Source organism: Wenyingzhuangia marina (genome assembly GCF_900130035.1).
Lineage (GTDB): Bacteria > Bacteroidota > Bacteroidia > Flavobacteriales > Flavobacteriaceae > Wenyingzhuangia > Wenyingzhuangia marina.
This window is the reverse complement of the sequence record NZ_FQXQ01000002.1, coordinates 93,069-116,891: the sequence shown is the minus strand read 5'-3', so window position 1 is coordinate 116,891 and position 23,823 is coordinate 93,069. Positions and strand designations below refer to the sequence as shown.

19 protein-coding genes are annotated in these 23,823 nt (G+C 31.0%); 6 read left to right on the top strand and 13 right to left on the bottom strand.

Annotated elements, in window-relative coordinates; genetic code table 11:
* Positions 1-13: 13 nt before the first annotated feature.
* Positions 14-193, top strand: a complete 180-nt coding sequence (locus tag BUB70_RS14025) for a hypothetical protein (protein ID WP_073118779.1) — start codon at positions 14-16, stop codon at positions 191-193.
* A gap of 12 nt (positions 194-205) precedes the next feature.
* Here BUB70_RS14025 and BUB70_RS04485 read toward each other — a convergent pair whose 3' ends face one another.
* Complete coding sequence (locus BUB70_RS04485; protein WP_073118777.1) at positions 206-817, bottom strand: DEAD/DEAH box helicase; 612 nt, start codon at positions 815-817, stop codon at positions 206-208.
* Positions 818-1,075: 258 nt separating this feature from the next.
* Between BUB70_RS04485 and BUB70_RS04480 the strand changes: the two genes are divergently transcribed.
* Both BUB70_RS04480 and BUB70_RS04475 read left to right on the top strand, forming a co-directional pair.
* Positions 1,076-3,259, top strand: a complete 2,184-nt coding sequence (locus BUB70_RS04480; protein WP_073118775.1) for a S9 family peptidase — start codon at positions 1,076-1,078, stop codon at positions 3,257-3,259.
* Between the two features lie 90 nt (positions 3,260-3,349).
* Positions 3,350-6,445, top strand: coding sequence for an SIR2 family NAD-dependent protein deacylase (locus BUB70_RS04475; protein ID WP_073118773.1), 3,096 nt, complete (start codon positions 3,350-3,352; stop codon positions 6,443-6,445).
* Between the two features lie 94 nt (positions 6,446-6,539).
* Here the strand turns inward: BUB70_RS04475 and BUB70_RS04470 are convergent, their stop codons facing one another.
* On the bottom strand, positions 6,540-7,229 hold the full coding sequence (locus tag BUB70_RS04470; RefSeq protein ID WP_073118771.1) for a YiaD family glycine zipper/OmpA-like lipoprotein: 690 nt from the start codon (positions 7,227-7,229) through the stop codon (positions 6,540-6,542).
* A 90-nt stretch (positions 7,230-7,319) separates the two neighbouring features.
* Positions 7,320-8,837 (bottom strand): DEAD/DEAH box helicase, encoded by a 1,518-nt coding sequence (locus BUB70_RS04465; RefSeq protein ID WP_073118769.1) that lies wholly within the window; start codon positions 8,835-8,837, stop codon positions 7,320-7,322.
* A gap of 156 nt (positions 8,838-8,993) precedes the next feature.
* On the opposite strand from BUB70_RS04465, the gene BUB70_RS04460 reads away from it, so the two are divergent.
* Entirely contained in the window at positions 8,994-9,491 is a 498-nt protein-coding gene (locus tag BUB70_RS04460) for a DUF1761 domain-containing protein (RefSeq protein WP_073118767.1), read from the top strand.
* 46 nt (positions 9,492-9,537) lie between these two features.
* Here the strand turns inward: BUB70_RS04460 and BUB70_RS04455 are convergent, their stop codons facing one another.
* From BUB70_RS04455 to BUB70_RS04445, 3 genes are all read right to left on the bottom strand, one after another.
* Positions 9,538-10,716, bottom strand: coding sequence for a hypothetical protein (locus BUB70_RS04455; protein ID WP_073118765.1), 1,179 nt, complete (start codon positions 10,714-10,716; stop codon positions 9,538-9,540).
* Positions 10,717-10,785: 69 nt separating this feature from the next.
* A complete protein-coding gene (locus tag BUB70_RS04450) occupies positions 10,786-11,265 on the bottom strand; it encodes an Lrp/AsnC family transcriptional regulator (RefSeq protein WP_073118763.1) in 480 nt (159 codons plus the stop codon).
* A gap of 110 nt (positions 11,266-11,375) precedes the next feature.
* Positions 11,376-12,428: a M14 family zinc carboxypeptidase gene (locus tag BUB70_RS04445; RefSeq protein ID WP_073118761.1), complete on the bottom strand. Its 1,053-nt coding sequence runs from the start codon at positions 12,426-12,428 to the stop codon at positions 11,376-11,378.
* Positions 12,429-12,736: 308 nt separating this feature from the next.
* On the opposite strand from BUB70_RS04445, the gene BUB70_RS04440 reads away from it, so the two are divergent.
* The gene (locus BUB70_RS04440; protein ID WP_073118759.1) at positions 12,737-13,141 is read left to right on the top strand and encodes a helix-turn-helix transcriptional regulator; all 405 of its coding nucleotides are present in this window, start codon (positions 12,737-12,739) and stop codon (positions 13,139-13,141) included.
* Between the two features lie 7 nt (positions 13,142-13,148).
* On the opposite strand, the gene BUB70_RS04435 is transcribed toward BUB70_RS04440, so the two are convergent.
* From BUB70_RS04435 to guaB, 4 genes are all read right to left on the bottom strand, one after another.
* Positions 13,149-15,617, bottom strand: a complete 2,469-nt coding sequence (locus tag BUB70_RS04435; RefSeq protein WP_073118757.1) for a M1 family metallopeptidase — start codon at positions 15,615-15,617, stop codon at positions 13,149-13,151.
* A gap of 3 nt (positions 15,618-15,620) precedes the next feature.
* The gene (locus BUB70_RS04430) at positions 15,621-16,157 is read right to left on the bottom strand and encodes an adenine phosphoribosyltransferase (RefSeq protein WP_073118754.1); all 537 of its coding nucleotides are present in this window, start codon (positions 16,155-16,157) and stop codon (positions 15,621-15,623) included.
* The gene (locus tag BUB70_RS04425) at positions 16,147-17,328 is read right to left on the bottom strand and encodes a putative sugar nucleotidyl transferase (RefSeq protein WP_073118752.1); all 1,182 of its coding nucleotides are present in this window, start codon (positions 17,326-17,328) and stop codon (positions 16,147-16,149) included. Before BUB70_RS04425 ends, BUB70_RS04430 begins: the two co-directional genes overlap by 11 nt.
* 167 nt (positions 17,329-17,495) lie before the next feature.
* Positions 17,496-18,962: an IMP dehydrogenase gene (gene guaB, locus BUB70_RS04420; protein ID WP_073118750.1), complete on the bottom strand. Its 1,467-nt coding sequence runs from the start codon at positions 18,960-18,962 to the stop codon at positions 17,496-17,498.
* A gap of 148 nt (positions 18,963-19,110) precedes the next feature.
* Between guaB and BUB70_RS04415 the strand changes: the two genes are divergently transcribed.
* Positions 19,111-19,938, top strand: a complete 828-nt coding sequence (locus BUB70_RS04415) for a universal stress protein (protein ID WP_073118747.1) — start codon at positions 19,111-19,113, stop codon at positions 19,936-19,938.
* Positions 19,939-20,024: 86 nt separating this feature from the next.
* Here the strand turns inward: BUB70_RS04415 and BUB70_RS04410 are convergent, their stop codons facing one another.
* The 3 genes from BUB70_RS04410 to BUB70_RS04400 form a co-directional block, all read right to left on the bottom strand.
* Positions 20,025-21,302: a dicarboxylate/amino acid:cation symporter gene (locus BUB70_RS04410; RefSeq protein ID WP_073118745.1), complete on the bottom strand. Its 1,278-nt coding sequence runs from the start codon at positions 21,300-21,302 to the stop codon at positions 20,025-20,027.
* 186 nt (positions 21,303-21,488) lie between these two features.
* Positions 21,489-23,453, bottom strand: a complete 1,965-nt coding sequence (feoB, locus tag BUB70_RS04405; RefSeq protein ID WP_073118743.1) for a ferrous iron transport protein B — start codon at positions 23,451-23,453, stop codon at positions 21,489-21,491.
* Positions 23,450-23,680 carry a FeoA family protein gene (locus BUB70_RS04400; RefSeq protein WP_073118740.1) on the bottom strand — a complete coding sequence of 77 codons (231 nt, stop codon included), beginning with the start codon at positions 23,678-23,680 and terminating at the stop codon, positions 23,450-23,452. Before BUB70_RS04400 ends, feoB begins: the two co-directional genes overlap by 4 nt.
* Positions 23,681-23,823: the final 143 nt, after the last annotated feature.

The following is a 23,823-nucleotide window of genomic DNA, read 5'->3' as shown; positions in this document are numbered from 1 at the left end:
AAAAAAATAAAAAATGCTATTACTTACAAAGTTAATTTTATTGCAAATTCCTTCGGAAATTCCACATCCAGATGATAACGAAGCACTTGATTTTTCTAATCCCTTGGAAATCATTCTGTATTTAGGTGGACCTATTTTAATTTTAATCATATTTTTCATCATCAGAAAGATGCAAAGAAATAGGAAAGGTTAAAATGTATAACGTTTAAACACTAATTACGTTGGCATATTCCATAAAATAAGATTCCAATCGTTTTAAATTAGGGTTTCTTTTTTCGGAGTACAATACATATTGGCATTTGCTAATGCTTTGGGTGATAGACAACACCGCATTGTAAGCATTGGTTTGCGATAAAAACTCCGCATCATCTATGTTAAAAATCTTTAATTCAGATAGGTTTACACCATAAGTCATCAGTAACTTAGCTATAAGTTGTGGTGTTGCAATCAAAATATCAACTCCTTCAAAAATCTCTGATTTTAACAAATCTATGTGTTCTTTTTCATTGGCTACATACACACGTAAAGAAGTCTGTTTGGTATATTTTAAAAAAGATTGATACAAATCCAGCGCTTTGTCATTATTTTCTACCAATACCAAAGCTCTTGGAATATTACCAACTTCCTCACATTTTAATTTATGCATGGTTGTTAAAATCAAAGTAGTGGTTTTTCCTTCATCTTTAGGAGCCGTACAATAAACACTGGTTCCACTTTTAATAACAGGAATACTGGTCTTTTGAAAATCGGTAGGAGTAGTGATTTCTAGATTTTGTAATACTTCTTTGATATCGGCATGTAATTTTTTGAAAGGCATAAAAAAGATAATTTCTTATTAAAAAAAACAAAGATACAATTAAATAGGAGCTTGGGTTTATGAATGGCAAGATTTGATGGTTAAAAAATCAACCCAATATTTGATAGATTTCTTACGTTTTTTTTATGATGTCATCTCTAAAACAGTAGAAAACATGATTAAAAACCATAAATATTCTATCTGTGATAACAACATGTTTTATTCCAAAAAAAGTTAACTTCATCCATTCAAAAAAAAAGTTAATTATAAAATCTAACGATGTTAAAAAAAGAAAACCTTCTGTTTACAATCCTATTTTTAGTCATTATAAAATTTAGTGATGCACAACAAATTAATTGGTCTAAAGATGGAAACTCTTTCTACAGAGTAGAACAAAATCAAATTACAAAAACCACACTTCCTAGCAACACCAAACAGGTTTTGGTTACTGCAGAAATGATTACGCCAAACAATGGTACACCTCTTAACATTAGAGACTTTAGTTTTTCTAAAGATCACCAAAAAATACTTCTTTACACCAATACTAAAAAAGTTTGGAGATTAGACACAGAAGGAGATTATTGGTTGTTAGACTTAAACACAAAATCCCTTTTTCAAATAGGAAAAAACAGACCCGCTTCTTCGCTTCGTTTTGCAAAACTATCACCAGATGCTAGCAAAGTAGCCTATGTAAGTGAGTTTAATTTGTACGTGGAAGATGTCGATACACAAACAGAAACTGCCTTAACAACTGATGGAAACAGAAAGTTAATTAACGGAACTTTTGATTGGGCTTACGAAGAAGAATTTGCGTGTAGAGATGGTTTTCAGTGGAGTCCAGATAGCAATCGTATTGCTTTTTGGCAAATTGATGCAAGAGAAATACGTGATTACAACATGATTAATCTTACTGATGATGTGTATTCCAAAGTGATTCCAGTAGAATATCCAACAGCAGGACAAACTCCATCTCCTGCCAAAATAGGAGTGATTGAAATAGACAGTAAAAACCTTACATGGTTAAATATTGCAGGAGATCCTAGTCAGCATTATTTACCGCGTATCGAATGGAACTCACCAACAAACTTATTTATACAACAATTAAATCGTAAACAAAACGAAAGCAAAATTTTAAACTGCAACGTTATTACCAATACAACAAAACAAATTTATGATGAAAAAGATGCTGCTTGGATTGATGTTTTAAGTGTATGGGAAAATTCTTATGGCTTAACCTATCGTCACAAATTTCTATGGATTAATAACAACAAAGAGTTTTTGTGGTTTAGTGAAAAAGATGGTTGGAGACATTTGTACAGAATTAGTACCACAGGAAAAGTAACTTGTATTACCAAAGGAGATTACGATGTAATGGATGTATTGGCGGTAAACGAACAAAAAAACTTGGTCTATTTTTATGCCTCTCCAAACAATGCTACTCAAAAATATTTGTACAAAACAAAATTAAATGGAAAAGGAAAAGCCAAAAGAGTAACCCCTTTAGATTTTGAGGGGACTCATAATTATTCAGTATCTCCTACAGGAAAATATGCATTTCATAGTTTTAGCAATACGCATACAAAACCGGTAGCAGAATTCATTAGCTTACCAAACCATATTTCTACAGATAATAACACTTCTTTTAAAGCTAAAGTAGCAGCGGCACAAGTAGAAAAAAAGGTTGAGTTTTTTAAAGTAACCATTGCAGATGGTACTGAAATGGATGGTTGGATGATAAAACCTACCAACTTTGATACTTCTAAAAAATATCCTGTTGTTTTTATGGTTTATGCAGAACCTTGGGGAGCCAATGTAAAAGACCAATATGGTGTAGGAGGGAACCGATTGTATAAAGGAAACATGGCCGATGATGGTTATATTTATATGTCTATAGACAACCGAGGAACCCCAGCACCCAAAGGACGTGCTTGGCGAAAAGCCATTTACAGAAATATAGGAAAATTAAACATTTCTGACCAAGCCATGGCTGCCAAAGAAGTATTAACCTGGGATTTTGTAGATGCCAAACGTGTAGCCGTTTGGGGTTGGAGTGGAGGAGGTTCTACCACTTTAAACTTGTTGTTTAAATACCCTAAAATTTACCAAACTGGAATTGCCATTGCTGCAGTGGGAAACCAACTGACCTATGACAATATTTACCAAGAACGTTATATGGGATTGCCACAAGAAAATATACAAGATTTTATTGATGGATCTCCAATTACACACGCTAAAAACTTAGAAGGAAACTTATTATACATACACGGAACAGGCGATGACAATGTACATTATAATAATGCCGAAATGTTGATTAATGAATTGGTTAAACACAACAAGCAATTTCAGTTAATGGCCTACCCAAACCGTTCTCATTCCATTTCAGAAGGAGCAGGGACAAGTGAACATTTACAAACTTTGTATACTAATTATTTAAGACAACACTGTTTACCGGGAGGAGAATAACTATTTTAGAGTATTTATTTGAAAGTTAAGTTTCGATGAGTAAAAACTATATTATTTCACTAAATTTGAAATTATCGATAATATTAAAACATGTACGAATCAAAAATACCTAAAGCCCTTTTAGATAAAATTAAGGAAGGAAAAGTAATATTGTTTTTAGGAGCTGGAGCTGCGTTTGATTCTAAACATCCTAATGGTGACAAACCACCAAGTGGTAATCAATTAGCAAATTTAATTAGTGAAAAGTTTTTAGGTCCAAATTATTTGGATAGAGATTTACAGTATGTTTCAGAATTAGCCATAAGTGAAACAGATTTATTTACAGTTCAAAAGTTTGTTTCTGACATTTTTAGACAATTTAAACCTGGAGACCATCATTTAAGAATACCTTTATACAAGTGGCATTCAATTTATACAACGAATTACGATTTATTAATTGAAGATTCATATGATAAAGTAAGAAATAGGCAACAAGTTCTTGCAACATTTATTAAAAACGGTGAACGAATACAAGATAAAATGAGTATTCCAAATTCCGTTATGTATAACAAACTACATGGTTCTATTACAGATATAACAGATGAAAAATTGCCTCTTATATTAACACCAGATCAATATGTAGATCATCTTGATGAAAGAGATCGATTATTTGGACGTTTAAAAGAAAGCTCTTTCGAATATTCAATATTATATGTAGGTTTTAGTTTTGCTGATTTAGATATAAGATCTACTCTAAAAGAACTTAATAAAAAGGGAGACGCTAGACCTCGATCTTACATGATCGGTCCCAATATTACAGAAGAAGAATCTAGATTTTGGGATTCAAAAAAAATATCTTCAATTAAACTTTCTTTTAAGAGTTTTATAGATGAGCTTGATAAAAGTATTACTGAAAATGAGAGAATATTAAGTAGTATTGTGAGAGAAGATTTCTCTCATCCAATAATGGCAAAATTTCAAGCAAACGTTAGTGAACCAACTGAAGGTTTAATAGAGTTTATAAATAGAGACGTAACATATTTACACACAAACCTAGCCGAAAAAGACACAGAACCTAAAGTTTTTTATAAAGGTTACTTTGAGGGTTGGGATCCTATTTTAAAAAATTATGATGTAAATAGAAAAGTAACAGATTCTATTTTATCTGATGTCTTTTTGGTTGAGGAAGATGAAAGGGGCGTTAAACAAGAATTATTTTTGATAAAAGGTAATGCAGGTTCTGGAAAAACAGTATTAATGCATAGACTTGCTTGGGATGCAGCAATAACTTTTGAGAAACTATGTCTATATTATAAATCCGATGTACCTTTAGAATATAATAGATTTGCAGAATTATATCAATTAGTTAAGGAAAGGATATATTTATTTATTGACGGTGTTGTTGATAAAGTAGATGATATTGAATATCTTTTAAACAAGGCAAAAAAAGACAACATTCAAATTACAATTATTTGTTCAGAAAGAACAAATGTATGGAATGTAGGAGGAGATAGGTTGAATACTTTTTTAATCCAAGATTATACATTACAATATCTAAATGATAAAGAGATTGATGATTTAATAGTATTACTTAAAAAACATAAATCTTTAGGATATTTAACAGGTAAAAGTATTGAAGAACAGAGGTATGCACTTTCTGAACGATCAGGTAGAGAACTACTCGTTGCTTTATATGAGGCTACAGCAGGTAAACCATTTGCCGATATAGTAATGAATGAGTTTAAATCTATTCCTAGTGAAGAAGCACAAAGTTTATATTTATCAATTTGTATTTTTCACAGAATTGGAGCTTATGCTAGAGCTGGTATTATATCTAGATTACACGAAATTAATTTTTCTTATTTTCAAGACAAACTATTCAAACCGTTAGAATCTGTTGTATATCATCACAGAAACTATGTTATAAATGATTATGTTTTTACGACTAGACATCAACATATAGCTGAATTAGTTTTTGAACAGGTTTTGATTGATCAAGAATCACGATATGAAAAGTATATAAGTATTATTTCAAAACTTGATATTGATTATGACAGTGATAAACAAGTTTTTATTGCTCTAACAAATGCTAAAAAGCTAATGGAAGTATTTAGAGATCCAAATAAAATAAGAGAACTCTATAATATTGCATATGAAAATATAGGAGAACAAGCAGCCTTAATGCAACAAGAATCAATCTTTGAAATGAATCATAATGATGGTGATTTAGAAAAAGCTAATATGTTATTAAATAGAGCACATGAAATTGAACCAAAAAATAGTTCTATTGCACATTCTAAAGCAGAGTTTTTGTTAAGGAAAGCTACGAATAACTCACAAAATTTAGTGATTAAATCTTTATTGAAGTCATCTAAAGATATATGTCAGGATATAATAAGTAATAAAAAAAACAGAAACATTGTACACGCATATCATACTTTATTAAAAATATACATATTAGAATTAGAAAAATTTCTTGAAGAAAATAATTCAAGCTTAATAGAAAAAAAGATTCAAGATTTTGAAAAAACTTTAGCAAAAGCAATGCAAAATTATCCAAATGAAAGTTTTTTATTTGATGCTGAAGCTAGTTTTAATAATCTATTAGATAACTCTCCAAAAGCATTAGCTTCATTAAAGTCTGCTTTTGAAGTTAATAAGAGAAGTCCATATTTAGCAATTAGATTATCTAACTATTATATTGATAACGATAATATTGAAAATGCTTTAATAATTCTAAAGGAATCAATTGACATTAACGTTAATAGTAAAGATTTAAATTTCAAGTATGCTATTTTATTAATGAAAAAGAATAGTGAAAACTACATAGATCTCAAGCATTATCTAAGAAAATCTTTTGTTAAGAATGATAAGAGATATGATGCTCAATTTTGGTATGCTAGAACATTATACTTACTCGAAGAAGATGAGTATTTGGATTATTTTGAATATTTAAAAGACGCACCTTTAGATTCAAGATTTAAGAAAAAACAGCAAGGTATTGTTACCATAAATAATATTCCTAAAATTTATGAAGGAACAATTATAAAACTTGAAAATTATTTTGGTTTTATTAAACAAGATATTAATGGTGAAAGAATATATTTTTATAGAAACAGTGAATTAAGTGATTTAAGATTTAATTCTCGGGTTAAATTTAATAAGTTATTTAATTACAGTGGACCAATAGCATCTATTATAGTTTAAATTATATTAGATACTAATATTGTGTTATAATTTATATTATGTTAAATAGAATATATCAAAGAAAAGGACTGTAGTTTTTACAGTCCTTTTTGTATTATTGATTTTTAGCTTCTTCTTCAGCTTGTTTAATCATGGTTTCGTTAGCAATAATCGCTAATTCAACTCTTCTGTTTTTAGCTTTACCAGCAGCAGTAGAATTATCAGCAATTGGTAACAATTCTCCTTCACCTTTAACGGTAAATCTATCAGCAGGAACTCCTAATGCTTTTAAGTAATCTGCAACAGCATTGGCTCTTTCATAAGATAATTTCATGTTGTATTCCTCAGCACCGTCAGAATCTGTATGTCCTGTTACAAATAAATTGGTTTCAGGATACTTTTGTAATACTTCTGCCAATTTTGTTAAAACATTTTTAGTATCAGCATTGATTTCAGATTTGTTAGAAGCAAAATAAATTCCTGAATCTTTATCAAAAACCACATCAATTCCTTCACCAACTCTATATACTTGTGCTCCAGGAATAGAATTTCTTAATTCCTCAGCTTGCTTATCCATTTTTTTACCAATAATAACTCCTGTAGTTCCACCTACTGCAGCACCACCAATAGCACCAATAGCAGCTCCTTTTTTACCACCAATTAACGCTCCAATACCAGCACCAATAGCAGCTCCAGCTCCCGTTCCTAATAATCCTCCTTTGGTTGTGTTGTTCATACTAGAACATCCAACAAACATACTAGCGCTTAAACATACTAATAACGCGTTTCTAAAAATTTTCTTCATTTTAATTTTCTTTAGTTTGATTTATGTAAAGTGAAATTATCTATTTTTTTCTTAATAAATAAAATTATATGTTAAAATCTTATGAAATTTTTATTCTTTAAACTTCATATTAATCTCTGTATTTAGCTTACGCTTATAATCTTCTTCTAACCACATGATGTAGTTTTTGGTACTTTTAATCATGTAATGAGAGTATTTTTTAATTCGGTCTTTAATATCATCATCTAATAAAATGGCCAAATCACGAGCCTCAAAAACATCTTCTGCATTTTCATAACACATTTGTGCGTGTTGTGCTACAGATTTATCTAACACTACTTTAGATTTAATTCCTCTTTTAATAGCATTGTCATAATGTTCTTTTACCTTAAAAGTAATGTCTTCTGTGTTTTTAAACTTTTCACGAATCTCTTTAGGCATGTCATATACAAACTGACGTTCTATTTCTTCATCATTGATTAAGTTGTCTAAATAATAATCTGGCGATTTAAAAATACGTTTCCAGTTAATAGGTGCACTCCACAACCCAAAACGAGCCGCGTTGTTTCCTAAATCAATTACATTAAATGTTTTTTTGTTTTTAAACACACGAGATCCACGACCAATCATTTGGTAGTACAAAGTGATAGATTTTGTAGCTCTGTTTAAAATAATGGTGTCTACACTTGGCTCATCAAATCCAGTAGTTAAAATACTTACCGAAGTTAAAATAGCATCAGGTGTTTTTTTAAACCATCTTAAAATTTCACTTCGCTCCTGCTTAGAAAAAGTATTGTCTAAATGACGAATATTGTCATATCCTGCAGCTTTAAAAGTATCATATACATGCCAAGAAGTACTAATACCATTATTAAAAATCAAAGTTTTTTTACCTAATGATTTTTCTATATAAGCATGTAACAACTTGTCTTGCATGATATTACTGGTGTACAAATCATCTGAAGATTTTACGGTATAATCTCCATTAATCCCCACTTTTAAACCTCCCAAAGCAACATCATAAGTATAAGTAGTAGCTTTTGCCAAGAAACCTCTTTCTATCAAAGTACTAATAGGTTCTCCTACCAACAATTCATCATAAATTTCATTCATAGGAAGTTTTATGTTAGAACTCAAAGGCGTTGCCGTAACTCCTAAAATAAAACAGTCTTGAAAATACTTAAAAAGTTTACGGAAAGAATTGTAGTGAGCCTCATCAATAATAACCATGCTCACATCTTTCATATCTAACAAATCATCGTTTAATCTGTTTTTAAGCGTTTCTACCATCGCCACAAAACACATAAAATCATTTTGATCGTCCAAAGATTTTACATCACTGGTAATTACTTTGTTAGTCACCCCAAATTCATCAAGCATTTTAGAAGTTTGACTACTCAACTCAATTCTGTGAGTTAAAATCAATACTTTTTTCTGCTTTTCCTTAATAAATCTTCTGGCTATTTCAGAAAAAATAACAGTCTTCCCTCCTCCTGTAGGCAACTGAAAAACCAAGTTGTAATTAGAAGGTTTGTTTTCTATTTTATCAAAAACATTATTGATGTTTTCTTTTTGATAGTCGTATAATTCCTTCTTATTAGTACTTGTTTTCTTTATTTCTACTTCCATATGGTCTTTTTGAGTTTTGCAAAACTACGCAGTTTTTAAAGTTTTACGAAATTTAAACCCTGTTTTTTCGCTATAGATCCCGTATTTAGAATAGTTTCACAAACCTGATTGATTAAATTCTTATATTTAGAGTACTAAACTTTAAAAACTATAATCATGAATTTTAACCTAATTATATTATTAATTACTGCTGTAGTTCCTTTATTTATTGGTTTTATTTGGTATCATCCTAAAGTTTTGGGAACCGCTTGGATGAAAGAATCCAATATCAATCCCGAAAAAATAGAAAAACCAAATCCTATGATTTTTTTGTGGTGTTATTTGCTTAGTTTGTTTATTTCGGTGGCTTTAACCCCAATTGTGATCCATCAATTTGGGTTTTTCTCTATTTTGATGAGCGAACCAGGTTTAAATGATCCTAATTCTGATCTTTTTGCTTACACTAGTGAATTTATGGCCAACTACGGACAAAACTTTAGAACTTTTAAACATGGAGCTTTGCACGGAATGATCAATGCTATTTTACTAGCCTTGCCTATTATTGGAATTAATGCTTTGTTTGAAAGAAAATCTTTTAAATATGTAATGATACATACGGGATACTGGGCAATATCACTTGGATTGATGGGCGGAATTATTTGTCAATTTACCTAAACACTCAATTTCACAAAAAACCTCGGAGTTTCCTCCGAGGTTTTTTTTATGCTTTTTGATCTTTTTTAAAAGGACTTCTTAATTCGTACACACTTGGCTTTACTTTTTTTATCAAGGGTTTCATTAAAGTGTTTACCATTTTATTATTGTGTTTTATATATAGCTGCATCCTTACAGGTTTGGCTCCTAAGCTACTTTTTATAAGCTCAGCCGTTCTTCCCAACCTTAGTTCTTTTACCTTGTTGGTAATGGCTAATTGAACGTAATCGTACAAAATGCGTTGATACAAAGGCAAACTTTCATTTATTTTATAATCAATTCCTACATAATTGGCATCTAAACAACCATCTGTAAGACAAGCTGTGCTAAAAGCAACTAAAGTATCCTCTAAAAAATATCCTCTAAACACAAAATCATCCTTAAGTTCTTTTTTAAATTGATAAAAATTATCCTCCGTAAACTTTACCATGTTAAAACTCGCTGTTTTCACTACAGATACATACAAATTATGTATAGACGATTTAGCCGCTTTAATGTCTGCTGCCGATAATTCACGTTCTTTTATCTCAATAGTCTTTTTATAAACACTTTTTGCCCTAGTTCTATATTTGGTCGTCATGGACGATAAATACTCCTGAAACGTATGCCAAGTATTGTCCATTTCTAAAACCATGTTTACATCAATTTCAAAAGAATGATATTTTTTATGCAAGGTTTGCTGAATGGCCAGTTGTTGATTTTTCCAAAATTCTTTAAACAAGATAAAACTTAAGCCTATAGAGGTTCCTGTTTGTTTTAAAGCCGTTTTTAAATCTTTAACCACCTCATAAACTACTTCTGTAGAAATTTCTTGATGCATAACAAACCCATTTTCTCCTGTAGCAAAAAAATTACCACATACCATTAAATTCCCACAAAGGCTTTTTAACATTTTGGTGGTGATTCTTTTCTTTATTTCATGAGGAAAAGTGTCTTGAAAATAAAAACCATTGGTAATTTCTATACTTTGAAAATACATTAGCCCTACCGGAACTTCTTTTTGATAAACCACTACATACAAAAAACCAAGATGCGGTATTTTACTGTTTTCAATAGCCGTTAAATAAGGAGTTGTTAAGTATAAATTATAATGTTGAACCAAAGACCAGTCCTTTGCAAGGTCTTGAATTGCAAAAGAAAACTGATAAGAAATGTCTTTATTGATATAATAAGGCTTTAAAATCATACATTAAAAATGGACATAAAAAAACACCTTAGTAGGGCACTAAGGTGTTTTCTTACGATGAAACTACTATTAATAATCTTTAAAAATAGCGTGCATCATTCTTTTTTTATCATTAATGCTTTCTTCCATAGAAATCATTGTCTCCGTTCTTCTAACACCATCTATATCGTCTATAGAAAAGATAATGTCTTTTGCTTGATTGGTGTCTTTTGCTCTAATCTTACAGAAAATATTGTATTTGCCTGCAGTAATGTATGCAACTGTTACATTAGGAATGTTTTCTAAAGCGGCTAATACTTGTCTAATTTTAGAACTACTTTCTAAATACAAACCTACGTGTGCAATAAAATTGTAATCCATTTTTTCATAATCCAATGTTAGCGTAGAACCTTTAATGATTCCTTCGTCTTCCATTTTCTTAACACGAACATGAATGGTACCAGCTGAAACTAATAATTTTTTAGCAATATCCGTAAAAGGAGTTCTTGCGTTATCAATCAACATATCTAATATTTGGTGATCTATTTCGTCTAAATGATGTTTCTTCATGGATTTGAGGTATTTTACTTTCTAAAAATTTAAGTGACAAAAATACAATATTCTAGTGTTTTTCTCTCTTTTTACAAAATAAATATAAGTATTCTTAACAAATATTTAAACTAAAACTCATTATAAGCATTAAATTCTTTTAAATCACCTCTTTGATACTCTACCAATTTAGACACTAATTGATTGTTAACTACCTCATATTCATACTGAAAAGCAATATCTACCTGCTTGTTTTGATCATCTAAAAAATTTCTTAAAATTAGGTCATAATTTTGTTTTCCATTGTTAGGAATGTCAAAATATGGCTCATAATGAGTGTAATTTTCATTAAAAACTAAGTAGTTTAAACCACTTAAAATCGCATAGAAGTTAAATTTTCTAACAATATCTCTATCATAATCGCCAGGATAGTGTCCTGCTTCTATTAAAATAGTATTGTGTCCTAGCTTTTGAAAGTTGTCTCCAGTTGCTGTTGGATAAAATTCATCTGTATATCTTCCCACGTAATTAGGGATGATTTCTTGCAAGGTTTCATTCATTGCCACAATCGCAGCCATGGTTTCTTTTCTACCCTCTGTTAACGTTCTAGGCTCATCTATAGAAGGTGCTAAAAAAGAAATGGTTGCCGGATTCTTAAACCCTTCAACGTTAAATATGGTTCTTTGGTCGTGTAGGTTAAAACAAAAATGAGGATTAAAGTCATTTAAAACAGCTCTTAGTAAATTACTTTCTTTCGCTTTTAAATCTACTGCATCTCTGTTTAAATCAACATCATTCTGGTTTACTCTGGTAAAGTTTGTAGCTCCATCCGGATTCAACATTGGAATAAAGATCAAAGTACATGTATTTAATAAGTCTTTAATAAAAGAATCCTCTTTATAAGTTTCTACATATTTAAAAATGTCAAATAAAGCCTTGGTTCCTGTGCTTTCATTTCCATGCATCTGAGACCATAATAATATTCTTTTTGGTCCAGTACCTAAAGTGATATGATATATATTTTTATTTGCTTCAGAAGTTCCTAATTCACGAACCACAAAAGGGGCTTTTAAAGTCTTAATGATGGGTTCTATATCTTCTAAAACAATACGTCTACCTAACAATTTATCCTCGAAATTGTTTAGGTACCATTTTTCTAAAGTATCTAAATCTAATCTATTCATGTTACAAAAGTAAACAACCTTTTGTTTACAATTGTAAATTACATTTGTAAACCCTAGTATTCGTTACTCAGAATTTCATTATACTTTTGTAAACATTTCCTAAACACTAAATTCAACAAAACTACGTATCTATATTTTGCAACACATAAAAACATATAAAACACTAAAAAAGAGATTATTATTGTAATTTAATTAAAGTTTATTATACTAACATACGATCTGTAACCAACTGATTTTAAAATATATTATGATAAGAAACAATAATTAATTACATTTGTAAACATCAATTTTATTCAATAGAATTTACAATGTTAAACCAAGAAGAATTCATTAACAGACTACATAAATTACTAGAGCATTATCATTTATCTGCAGCTACGTTTGCAGATGAAATTAGCGTACAGCGTTCTAGTATTTCTCACTTACTTTCTGGGAGAAACAAACCTAGCCTAGAATTTGTTTTAAAGATTGTAGACACTTATAAAGAAGTATCGTTAGATTGGTTGTTATACGGAAAAGAACAGTTCCCTATCAAAGAAAATAAATCAACCAAAATAAATCAGGGCTTATTTGCAAATACTGAAGAAAATACAACAGCTAACCCTACTGTAAATAATGAGCAAAAAAAAACAACAACTCCTTCTGACATAGAAAGAATTGTTGTCTTTTATAAAAACGGAACTTTTAAAGAGTATTCCGAAACCTCTTCATAAATTATACCTACTCTATAGCTAGTTTCTTTACTCCTTGCTCCAAAATAGATAGAATTGCATTTTTATTAGGATGATTTACTTCTTGCTGCTTGGCAATTACTTTTCTTAAAACTCTAATACACTCGTAATTAAAGTTATATTTTCTATACCTCAATCCTTTTTCAACAAAATCATCAACCATAATTTGAATAGCCTCTTCGTTATCGGTAGCTGCCACCCAGTCAAAAGCATCTTCAAAGTTTTTCTTTAATTTTTCATCTTGAATCAAATACATTCCAGTCAACAAATACTTAGCAACAAACGTTACTTGTTCGGGTTTACGTTGTTCTAAATATATTTTTAATAAAGGAACATATATATAATTCTTAATGTTTACAGACAATCCTTCTGCATATTTCTGCGCTCTATCCTTGTCTATATAATACATGGCTAACAAACTATTTCCTTTTACTTTAGGAGAGATATTATCAATTCCCTGGATAAAGATGGACAAGTATTTTTTATCTAATAATTTCCCTAAAGTTGAAATGGCTGCAGCTGCTACATTAGGATTTTTATCTTTAGCCAATTCCGTAATTTTAGAAATTGTTCTTCTTTTGGCATAACTACCAGCCAAATTAATATTCTCTAAAGCATATGCTTGAATGGTTTCATACGGATCTTTAATAGCTTCTTCAAACAGCTTAAAAACATCTTTATCATCTTGTTTGTCTTTCAATAATTCTAAAGAACTCATTTTATCTACATAGTGATTTGCATGTTGATATTGATAAATCAATTGTTCTGTAGTCAATTCAGGCTCTATAATTTCTGCCAACAATACATGATCAGAATTTACCTTAACCAATTTAGGTTCTTTTTTAAATGGAAATTCAAAAATCTTTTCTTTTCCATCTACAAACACTTTGTATTCTTGTTTGGTATTATCTCCGTCGTAAACAGTAATGGTTACAGGAAAATCGAATTCTTTCCCAGATTGAGTGATTTTTACTTTTACTTTATCACTTAGTAAATCATTCTCATAACTCACTTTTAACTTTGGGTGTCCGTTGCTATAATACCATTGACTAAAAAACCAAACCAAATCTTCTCCACTTACTTCTTCAAAAGCCAAACGTAATTGTTGCGCTTCTGCTGATTTGAATTTGTTTTTTTCTAAATACAATTTAAGTCCCGCAAAGAAAATATCATCTCCTAAATAATTTCTAAGCATATGAAGAATCATTCCTCCTTTGTTATAACTCACCACATCAAAAACATCGTCTTTTTTTGAGTAATTATAACGCACCAAATGTTTTTCATAATTTTCCTGCAAAGCATTAGGATTCATATACTGTCCTCTGTCTTTATCCATATGTTCATCTGCCCTGTCTTTTCCATATTGATGGTACAACCATAAATATTCCGAGTAGTTTGCAAAAGATTCATTCACAGTAATATTTGCCCAACTTTCAGTGGTAACTAAATCTCCAAACCAATGATGAAACAATTCATGTGCAATGGTAGATTCCCAAGTATTTCTTTCAGACAACTCTCCTTTAGACAACATAGCTTGTTCTGCATGTATTACTGCACCTGTATTTTCCATTGCACCACTCACATAATCACGTACAATCATTTGACTGTATTTGTCCCAAGGGTATTCTACCCCCGTGATGTCTGAAAAAAAGGTTAACATTTTAGAAGTATTTTTAAACAATTCCTCTGCAGTATCTTTATAAGAAGGTTCTACATAAAAATTAACTTCTTTTCCTCTCCAAGTTTGTTTGATGACTGCAAAATCTCCTACCCCAACAAAAAACAAATAAGGAGCATGTGGCAAGGTTTGTTTCCAATGATCTGTTCTGGTTCCATCTTCATTTTTTTTCTGAGAAATTAATTTCCCATTAGAAAGCGTTACAAATTTATCAGGAACCGTTAGAATAATTTCTTGGGTTGATTTTTGATTTGGCTTATCAATAGTTGGAAACCAAACGCTATTTTGTTCAGGTTCTCCTTGTGTCCATATTTCTGTTGGCTTAGATGCATCTTCTCCTTTTGGATTGATAAAATACAGACCTTTGTCGTCGGTAATTGCTATCCCACCTTCACTTTCTACTTTGTTAGGATTTCCTCTGTATTTGATATATAAAGTCAAAGTATCATTCTTGGTATAAACTTTTGGAAGATCAATATTTAATTTGGTACCAGTATTGTAAAACTTTAAAGTTTGATTTCCTTTTTTAACTTCGTAAATATTCATCTTTTTAGCATCCAATTGTAGTTTATTGGTGCTTTTAAAATGTGGAGATAAGGTAATCCAAGCTTCTCCATTTACGGTCTGATCATTAAAATTAAAACTCAAATTAAGCTTGGTGTCTACCAAATCAAATTCTTTAGTAGCTGTTTTTCCGTTGTCGTTAAAACGATACAAACGCTGAGCTTGTGTTTGACTCGCTATAAAAACAACAAATAATAATCTTATGTAGTATTGCATAAATTAATAGGTTATTAATGATTTTATAATCGGTTGAATTTCTTTTAATTTTTTACTTCCTTCTAAAAAAGTAAGATCTATCACAAAACTAAATCCCGCTACGTTCCCTTTTTGCTGAATTAGTTTTGCCGCCGCAACAGCCGTTCCTCCTGTAGCCAATAAATCATCATGAATCAACACATGACTTCCTTCTGCAATGGCATCTTCATGAACTTCAATAGTTGCAGAACCATATTCTAAATCATACGATTCTTTAATGGTTTTGGCAGGTAATTTACCTTCTTTTCTAATCATGATAAAAGGTACTTGGAGTTTTTGTGCCAATAATACTCCAAACAAATATCCTCTTGATTCTATCCCAGCTACCGCATCAACTTTTACATCTTTAAACTGATCGGCCATGGCTGTAATCATCTCTTGTAATAAACTTGGATGCAATAATATTGGGGTAATGTCTTTAAACAAGATTCCTGGTTTTGGAAAATCTTGTACATCACGTATTACAGATTTTACTCTTTCTTCTAAAGTTTTAGTTTTCAATTTTGTTTCTATATTTTTTTGTTTGATGATAGACTTCTTCCAGAATCATTTTGTCTTGTTCAGAAATTTCTTGATGCGAAAATTCCATCATTTTAGTTGCAGTCCTTATGGCTTTTTTCAGATTGTAAACATCTACCAATTTGTTTCCTCCCCATGTAAATGATGGAATAAACTTTTCTGGTAAATCTGATCCAAAAATATTGGCACTTACACCAACAACTGTACCAGTGTTAAACATGGCATTGATTCCGGTTTTAGAGTGATCTCCCATCATCAATCCGCAAAACATCTGTTGAGTGTCTTCATAAATTTCTTCTTCATAACTCCACAATCGCACTTTACTAAAAGTGTTTTTTAAGTTAGAGATATTGGTGTCTGCTCCAAAATTACACCACTCACCTACTACAGAGTTCCCTAAATATCCTTCATGACCTTTATTAGAGTTTCCAAAAATAATACTGTTTTTAATTTCTCCACCTACTTTACTGTTAGGTCCAACGGTGGTAGCACCATATATTTTTGCACCCATTTTTATCAGTGCTTTTTCTCCCAAAGCAAAAGGCCCTCTAATCAATGCTCCATCTAAAATAGTCGCTTCTTTTCCAATATAAATAGGTCCACTAGAAGCATTTAAAATACAAGGAAAAATAGTAGCTCCTTCTTCTATAAAAATCTGTTCTTTGTTAATAGCCTGAACACCTTCTGGAATTTCCATAGAAATCTCATCCGTAGTTAACAATTCAAAATCTTGTTGGATGGCATATTCATTTTTTAAAAACAAATCCCATTTGTGTTCTATACATTCAATATTTTCTAAAACAATAGATTCATAACTATCAAAATCTACTTCATCCTGATCTTCGGTACTGTAAAAAGCCAAAATATCCTCATTACAAACTACTTTTTGATTGGCTTTTAAGTTTTTTACTGCTTTAAAAAATTCCTGATTTGGAAGATATCCTGCATTGATAAAAATATTTTCTTCCATTTCTAACATTGGAAATTTATCGCTTAAATATTCTTCTGTCAACGTAGTGGTTGTTAACCTTAAATATTTTTCCCATTTTTCACGAATGGTTAAAATACCAATTCTAATATCTGCTACAGGTCTTGTAAAAGTAAAGGGTAAAAGTGCTTCCCTAAAAGCACCATCATAAAGGATGTAATTCATGTTTTCTTTTTCTATTATTTTCTTTTGTTTCTCAATTTTTAAATGATCTGTACAAGCCCTTCAAAACACAAATCCTTCACTTTATTTGTACTATTTTTTACTGGTAAAAAGATATAAAAAAACCACCTAAAAAGAATAGGTGGTAATATTTTTATTGTTGCAATATTTTATTGTCTTGAATAATTTGGAGCCTCTTTTGTAATTGCTACATCATGTGGGTGACTTTCTGCAATTCCTGAAGCGGTAATTCTTACAAATTCAGCAGTTTTTTGAACTTCAATAGTAGCTGCACCACAGTATCCCATACCAGCTCTTAATCCACCAATAAACTGATGCATGGTTTCATACAATTCACCTTTATAAGGAACACGTCCTTCAATTCCTTCAGGAACTAATTTCTTACTATTATCCTCATCTCCTTGGAAGTATCTATCTTTAGAACCTTTTTTCATTGCTTCTACAGATCCCATTCCTCTATAAGACTTGAATCTTCTTCCGTTAAACAAAATGACTTCTCCAGGAGCTTCTTTAGTTCCCGCTAATAAAGATCCTAACATTACAGAATCTGCCCCTGCAGCAATGGCTTTAGGAATATCTCCTGTATAACGAACTCCACCATCAGCAATCACAGGAACTCCTGTTCCCTCTAATGCTTCTGCAACTTGAATTACTGCGGATAACTGAGGATATCCCACACCTGCAACGATACGAGTTGTACAAATTGAACCAGGTCCAATTCCAACTTTAACTCCATCGGCACCTGCAGCAACTAAATCTAAAGCCGCTTGTTTGGTTACAATATTACCAGCCACGACATCTAAATTTGGATAAGCAGCTTTAACTTCTTTTAATTTATTTAAAATATTGATAGAATGACCATGAGCTGAATCTAACACAACTGCATCTACTCCTTCTTTAACCAAAGCAGCAACCCTATCTAAACAATCATCTGTAACTCCAATAGCAGCAGCTACTCTTAATCTACCAAATTCATCTTTATTTGCTTCTGGATTTTCACGAACTTTTGTGATATCTCTAAAAGTGATCAATCCAACTAATTTATAGTCTTTATCAACAATTGGTAATTTTTCAACTTTATTGTCTTGCAAAATAACTTCTGCTTCTTTTAAAGAAGTACCCGCAGAAACGGTTACCAATCCTTCGGAAGTCATTACATCTGCAATTTTTCTATTACTGTTTTTTTCAAAACGCAAATCTCGGTTGGTTACAATTCCTTTTAAGATTCCTTTTTCATCAACCACAGGAATTCCGCCAATTTTGTGCTCTTGCATTAATAAATTAGCATCTAAAACAGTTTGGTCTGCTGTAATAGTTACAGGCTCTAAAATCATTCCTGCTTCAGAACGTTTTACTTTTTTAACTTGTTTTGCTTGTTCAGCAATAGACATGTTTTTATGAATCACACCAATTCCTCCTTCACGAGCCATAGCAATAGCCATTCTAGACTCCGTAACGGTATCCATGGCAGCAGATATAATAGGTGTATTCAATGGAATATTCCTAGTGAATTTAGATTTTATTGAAACGGTGTTTGGTAACACTTCTGAATAAGCAGGGACTAATAAAACATCATCGTATGTTAGACCTTCAGAAATAACTTTGTTTGTAGACATTTGCAATTAGGTATGATTTAATTGCATGCAAATATACAACAATTAATATAAAACAACCCAAAGGTTTTACTAAGAATTTAAAACTCTTAATCCTTTGTTAACGTTAATGCTTTTTGTAAATTTAATAGAGAAAAAAAACTCCGCTATCATGAAAAAAATAATCATTCCCGTTGACTTTTCTGAATTTTCAGAATATGCATTAAAAGCTGCTGCTCAACTAGCTAAAAAACATCAGTCAGAAATCATTTTGGTACACATGTTAGAAATGCCTTTGGGCTATTCTAATCATGATAGTGATTATGGTAAAACGCTTGTTTTTATGATTAAACATGCTGAAAAAAAAATGGAAGCTTTTACCAATCAACCCTATCTTAAAGACATTAAAATTAATATCATTATCAAACATTTTACAGTGTTTCCTGAAATTGGAGATTTAGCCATTGACCAAGATGCTTCCTTAATTGTAATGGGATCTCATGGAGCAGGTCATCATAGTAGTTTTTTAGGTTCTAACACAGAAAAAGTAGTGAGGAATTCAAAAATCCCTGTGTTGATTGTAAAAGAAGAATTGAAAAAAATTGACTTTAAAAATGTTGTTTTTGTGAGTGATTTTAAAATGGAATCTATCAATGCTTATTTAAAAGCTCAAGAATTTTTTAAGTTAATCAACGTAAAACCTACTTTATTGTTTATTAACAAACCTGATGGTGGTTTTGTATCTACAGCAGAAATGAAATACAGATTTGAGAACTTTTTAATGAAGGCTGATGGAAATTTAGACAACTTAGAATATTTTGCTAATTACGATGATTACTCTGTGATACATGGTGTAAAATATTACGCTGATGAGAATAATATTGATTTAATTACCATTCCAACCCATGGTAAATCTAGCATCTCAAAATTCTTTAATCAAAGTGTTTCTTTAGATATTGCTAATAAATCGTCTTATCCTGTACTAACAGTCCTGATATAAGAATTACGGCTTACAATTCAAAAAAACAACCCTCTTTTCAGTAAATTGAAAAGAGGGTTGTTTTTTGAAGATATAACATAGAGTGTTTACATTCCTTCACTTTTATTTACAATTAAAGCAACAGTAGCATCTCCGGTAACATTTACTGTAGTTCTAAACATATCTAAAGGTCTATCCACCGCAAAAATCAAAGCCAATCCAATAGGCAACATATCTTTTGGAAAACCAATGCTATCTAACACAATAATTAACATCACCATTCCAGCACCCGGAACTGCAGCAGAACCTATAGAAGCTAACAAAGCTGTAATCACAATAGTGATCTGATGTTGAAAAGTTAGTCCTTCTGGCCATAAAACCTGCATGATAAATACCGCTGCAACCGCTTGATACAAACTCGTTCCATCCATATTAATGGTAGCTCCAACAGGTAGTACAAAGCTAGAAACTTCTTTATGTACACCTAAGTGCTCTTCTACTCTTTCCATGGTTACTGGTAAAGTGGCAGCACTAGAACTGGTAGAAAAAGCCAATAATTGTGCTGGAGAAATATTTTTTAAAAACCAAAGAGGTGATTTTTTTACATAAATAGACACACATAAAGTGTAAAAAACAATCATTAACAACAATCCAGAAATAACCACTCCTGAGTATTTTAACAAGGCCAATAATACATAATAATCATCAGAAGTCACTACTACTGTCGCTAATAAAGAAAAGACAGCATACGGTGCAAAAAGCATAATGATGTCTATCATTTTTAAAATAACTTCGTTTAAAGAATCAAAAAACTTCATCAAAGGTTTTGCTTTTTTGGGAGCAATCATCAACATGCTAATTCCTATAAAAACGGTAAAAAAGATTACCTGAAGCATACTCTTATTATCACTCATTGCAAAAGTAATGTTGTCTGGAACTACATCAACCAAAAATTGTAATGGCCCTTGATTACTTCTATTACTAGCTTCTGTAATTTTCCCTTGAATTCCTTCGTTAGAACTGTAATTTTCTTTTAAAGAAGCAATGGTTTCTTGAGAAATTCCATTACCAGGCTTTAATACATTAACCAAAATCAATCCTGTAGAAATGGCAATAACGGTGGTGACCATATAAATCCCCATGGTTTTTATTCCCATAGACTTAAACTTAGAAATATCTTTTAGCTCTGAAATTCCTTTGATTAAAGAAGCCATGATTAAAGGAATGGCTATTAACTTAAGTAATTTAACAAAGATAGTCCCAAAAGGCTGAATCCAATCAATCGTAAACTGCTTTCCTCCTTGGATACTAGAGAGTAGAATTCCAAAAAGAATTCCTAATACAAGACCTATAATAATTTTCCAATGGAGTGCTAGTTTTTTCATGATGGGTAAATTTAAAGGACAAAAATATAAAACCTAATAAAATAAGGCCTGTTAAAAATCAGGAACAACCACAATCATCACTACCACAAGCTTTTTTGTGTTTACTCTTTTTAAAAAACTTACTATAAAGAATCCATAGAGCAAAAACAACTGTGACAATCACCAATATGTTTTGAATGATTTCCATTATTTTAAAATTTGATAAGCTATTAAAGCTGTAAGATACGCAAAACCTGACATGACAAACATTTGAATCAATGGCCATTTCCATCCATTGGTTTCTCTTTTCACAATAGCAATGGTACTCATACATTGCATAGCAAAAGCATAAAACAACAAAATTGAAACTCCAGTAGCAAAGGAATATACTGGTTTTTTAGAATCTTGAAACACCTCATTTCTCATTCTATCTTTTATGGTAGATTCTTCTTCGCTACCAACGCTATATATAGTTGCTAAGGTTCCTACAAAAACTTCTCTAGCTGCAAAAGAAGTAATGACTGCTACTCCAATTTTCCAATCATATCCTAAAGGTCTAATCACCGGTTCTATGGTTTTCCCCATAATTCCTATGTAAGAATTCTCTAATTTATAAGATGCAATTTCTGCATTTAATTCCTCTTCATTTAAATCTGGATAATTTTGAGTTACAATTTCTTTGGCATGACTAAAGTCTTTTCCTGGTCCGTAAGAAGCCAATACCCATAATAAAATAGAAATAGCCAAAATAATTTTACCTGCTTCAAAAACAAATGCTTTGGTTTTTTCAATTACTGTGTAAGCTACGTTTTTAAACAATGGCAATTTATAATTAGGCATTTCAATCACAAAATATGATTTGGTTTCTAATTTTAAAAATTTATCTAATAACATGGCAGATAAAATAGCCACTCCAAAACCTAATAAATATAAGGCCATCAACATCAATCCCTGTACATTAAAAGACATAAATCTTGCCTCTGCAGGTACAATTAAACTAATAATAATAGCATAGACAGGTAAACGAGCAGAACAAGTGGTAAACGGAGTAACCAAAATAGTGATCAATCTTTCTTTCCAATTTTCTATGTTTCTAGCAGCCATAATTGCTGGAATGGCACAAGCAGTTCCAGAAATTAAAGGCACAATACTTTTTCCACTCAATCCAAACTTTCGCATGATTTTATCCATTAAAAACACCACACGACTCATATAACCACTTTCTTCTAATACTGATGTAAACAAGAATAAAAAGGCTATTTGGGGAATAAATATCACCACTCCTCCTATTCCGGGAATAATTCCTTCGGCTAACAAATTGGTAAAAACTCCTTCAGGTAAATGAGCTCTTGCCATTTCTGAAAATCCTGCAAAAGTACTATCAATATAATCCATTGGGAAAGCAGACCAAGAAAACAAGGCTTGAAAAATGCTAAATAAAATGGTAAAGAAAATTAAGTATCCAAAATACTTATGAATTAGAACTCTATCTAAAAGAGATCGTAAATCTTTTGCATTTTGAGGGTCTTGACTATAGGTTTTTTCTAATACCGATTTGATAAATTGATAACGCCTAACTGTTTCTAAATGATGTTTTTTCTTTTCAGTATTTACAATTTTAGATAATACAGAAGGCTCATCAATAAAGCAAGGAACTGTGCTTAAAGATTTGTAATCAACTATTAATTTTTTCAAGAAAGAAATCCCTTTGTTTTGTTTAGAACTAACCAAAGCAATTTTAGTTTCTAACAAAGACTCCATGGACTGCATATCGATGTCGATCCCTCTATTTTTCATTTGATCCGCCATGTTCACTGCTAAAATGGTCGGAATTCCTAAATCTTTTACTTGGGTATATAAATATAAATTACGTTTAAGATTTTCTATATCTACCACGACCACGACCACATCAGGGTAGTTTTCGTTTGTTTTGTCTGATAAAACTTGTACTGCTACATCTTCATCTAAAGAACTAGCATTTAAACTATAAGTACCGGGTAAATCAATAATTTCGGCACTAATGGCTTTGTTTAACTTTGAGTGTCCTACTTTTTTATCAACCGTAATTCCTGGGTAGTTTCCTACTTTTTGATTTAATCCTGTTAATCTATTAAATAATGAAGTTTTTCCAGTATTTGGATTTCCTATTAAGGCTACTTTGATATCACTCATAATCTTTCCACCATTATTTTTGATGCTACTTCTATTCTGATCGCCAAATAAGTTCCGCTAATATTTAAATAGATAGGATCTTTTAAAGGAGCTCTCTGTAAAACCTCTACATAATTCCCTTCTATACAACCCATTTCTATTAACTTTAAAGGAACATCAATCCCTTCAAAAGATTTGATAATAGCTCTCTCTCCTTTTTGTAAGCTTGCAATTGTGGATCCTTTCATTCAAGTTATAATTAAATATCTTTATTATAAAAATGGGGTCATTTGTAACCTTCATTTTATAGTAAAATAAAGTGAAGAACAAAGATATAAACTATTTAGATTTATTTAAAATAAATACCTTTTTCTTTTGTCTAAAAGGGTGA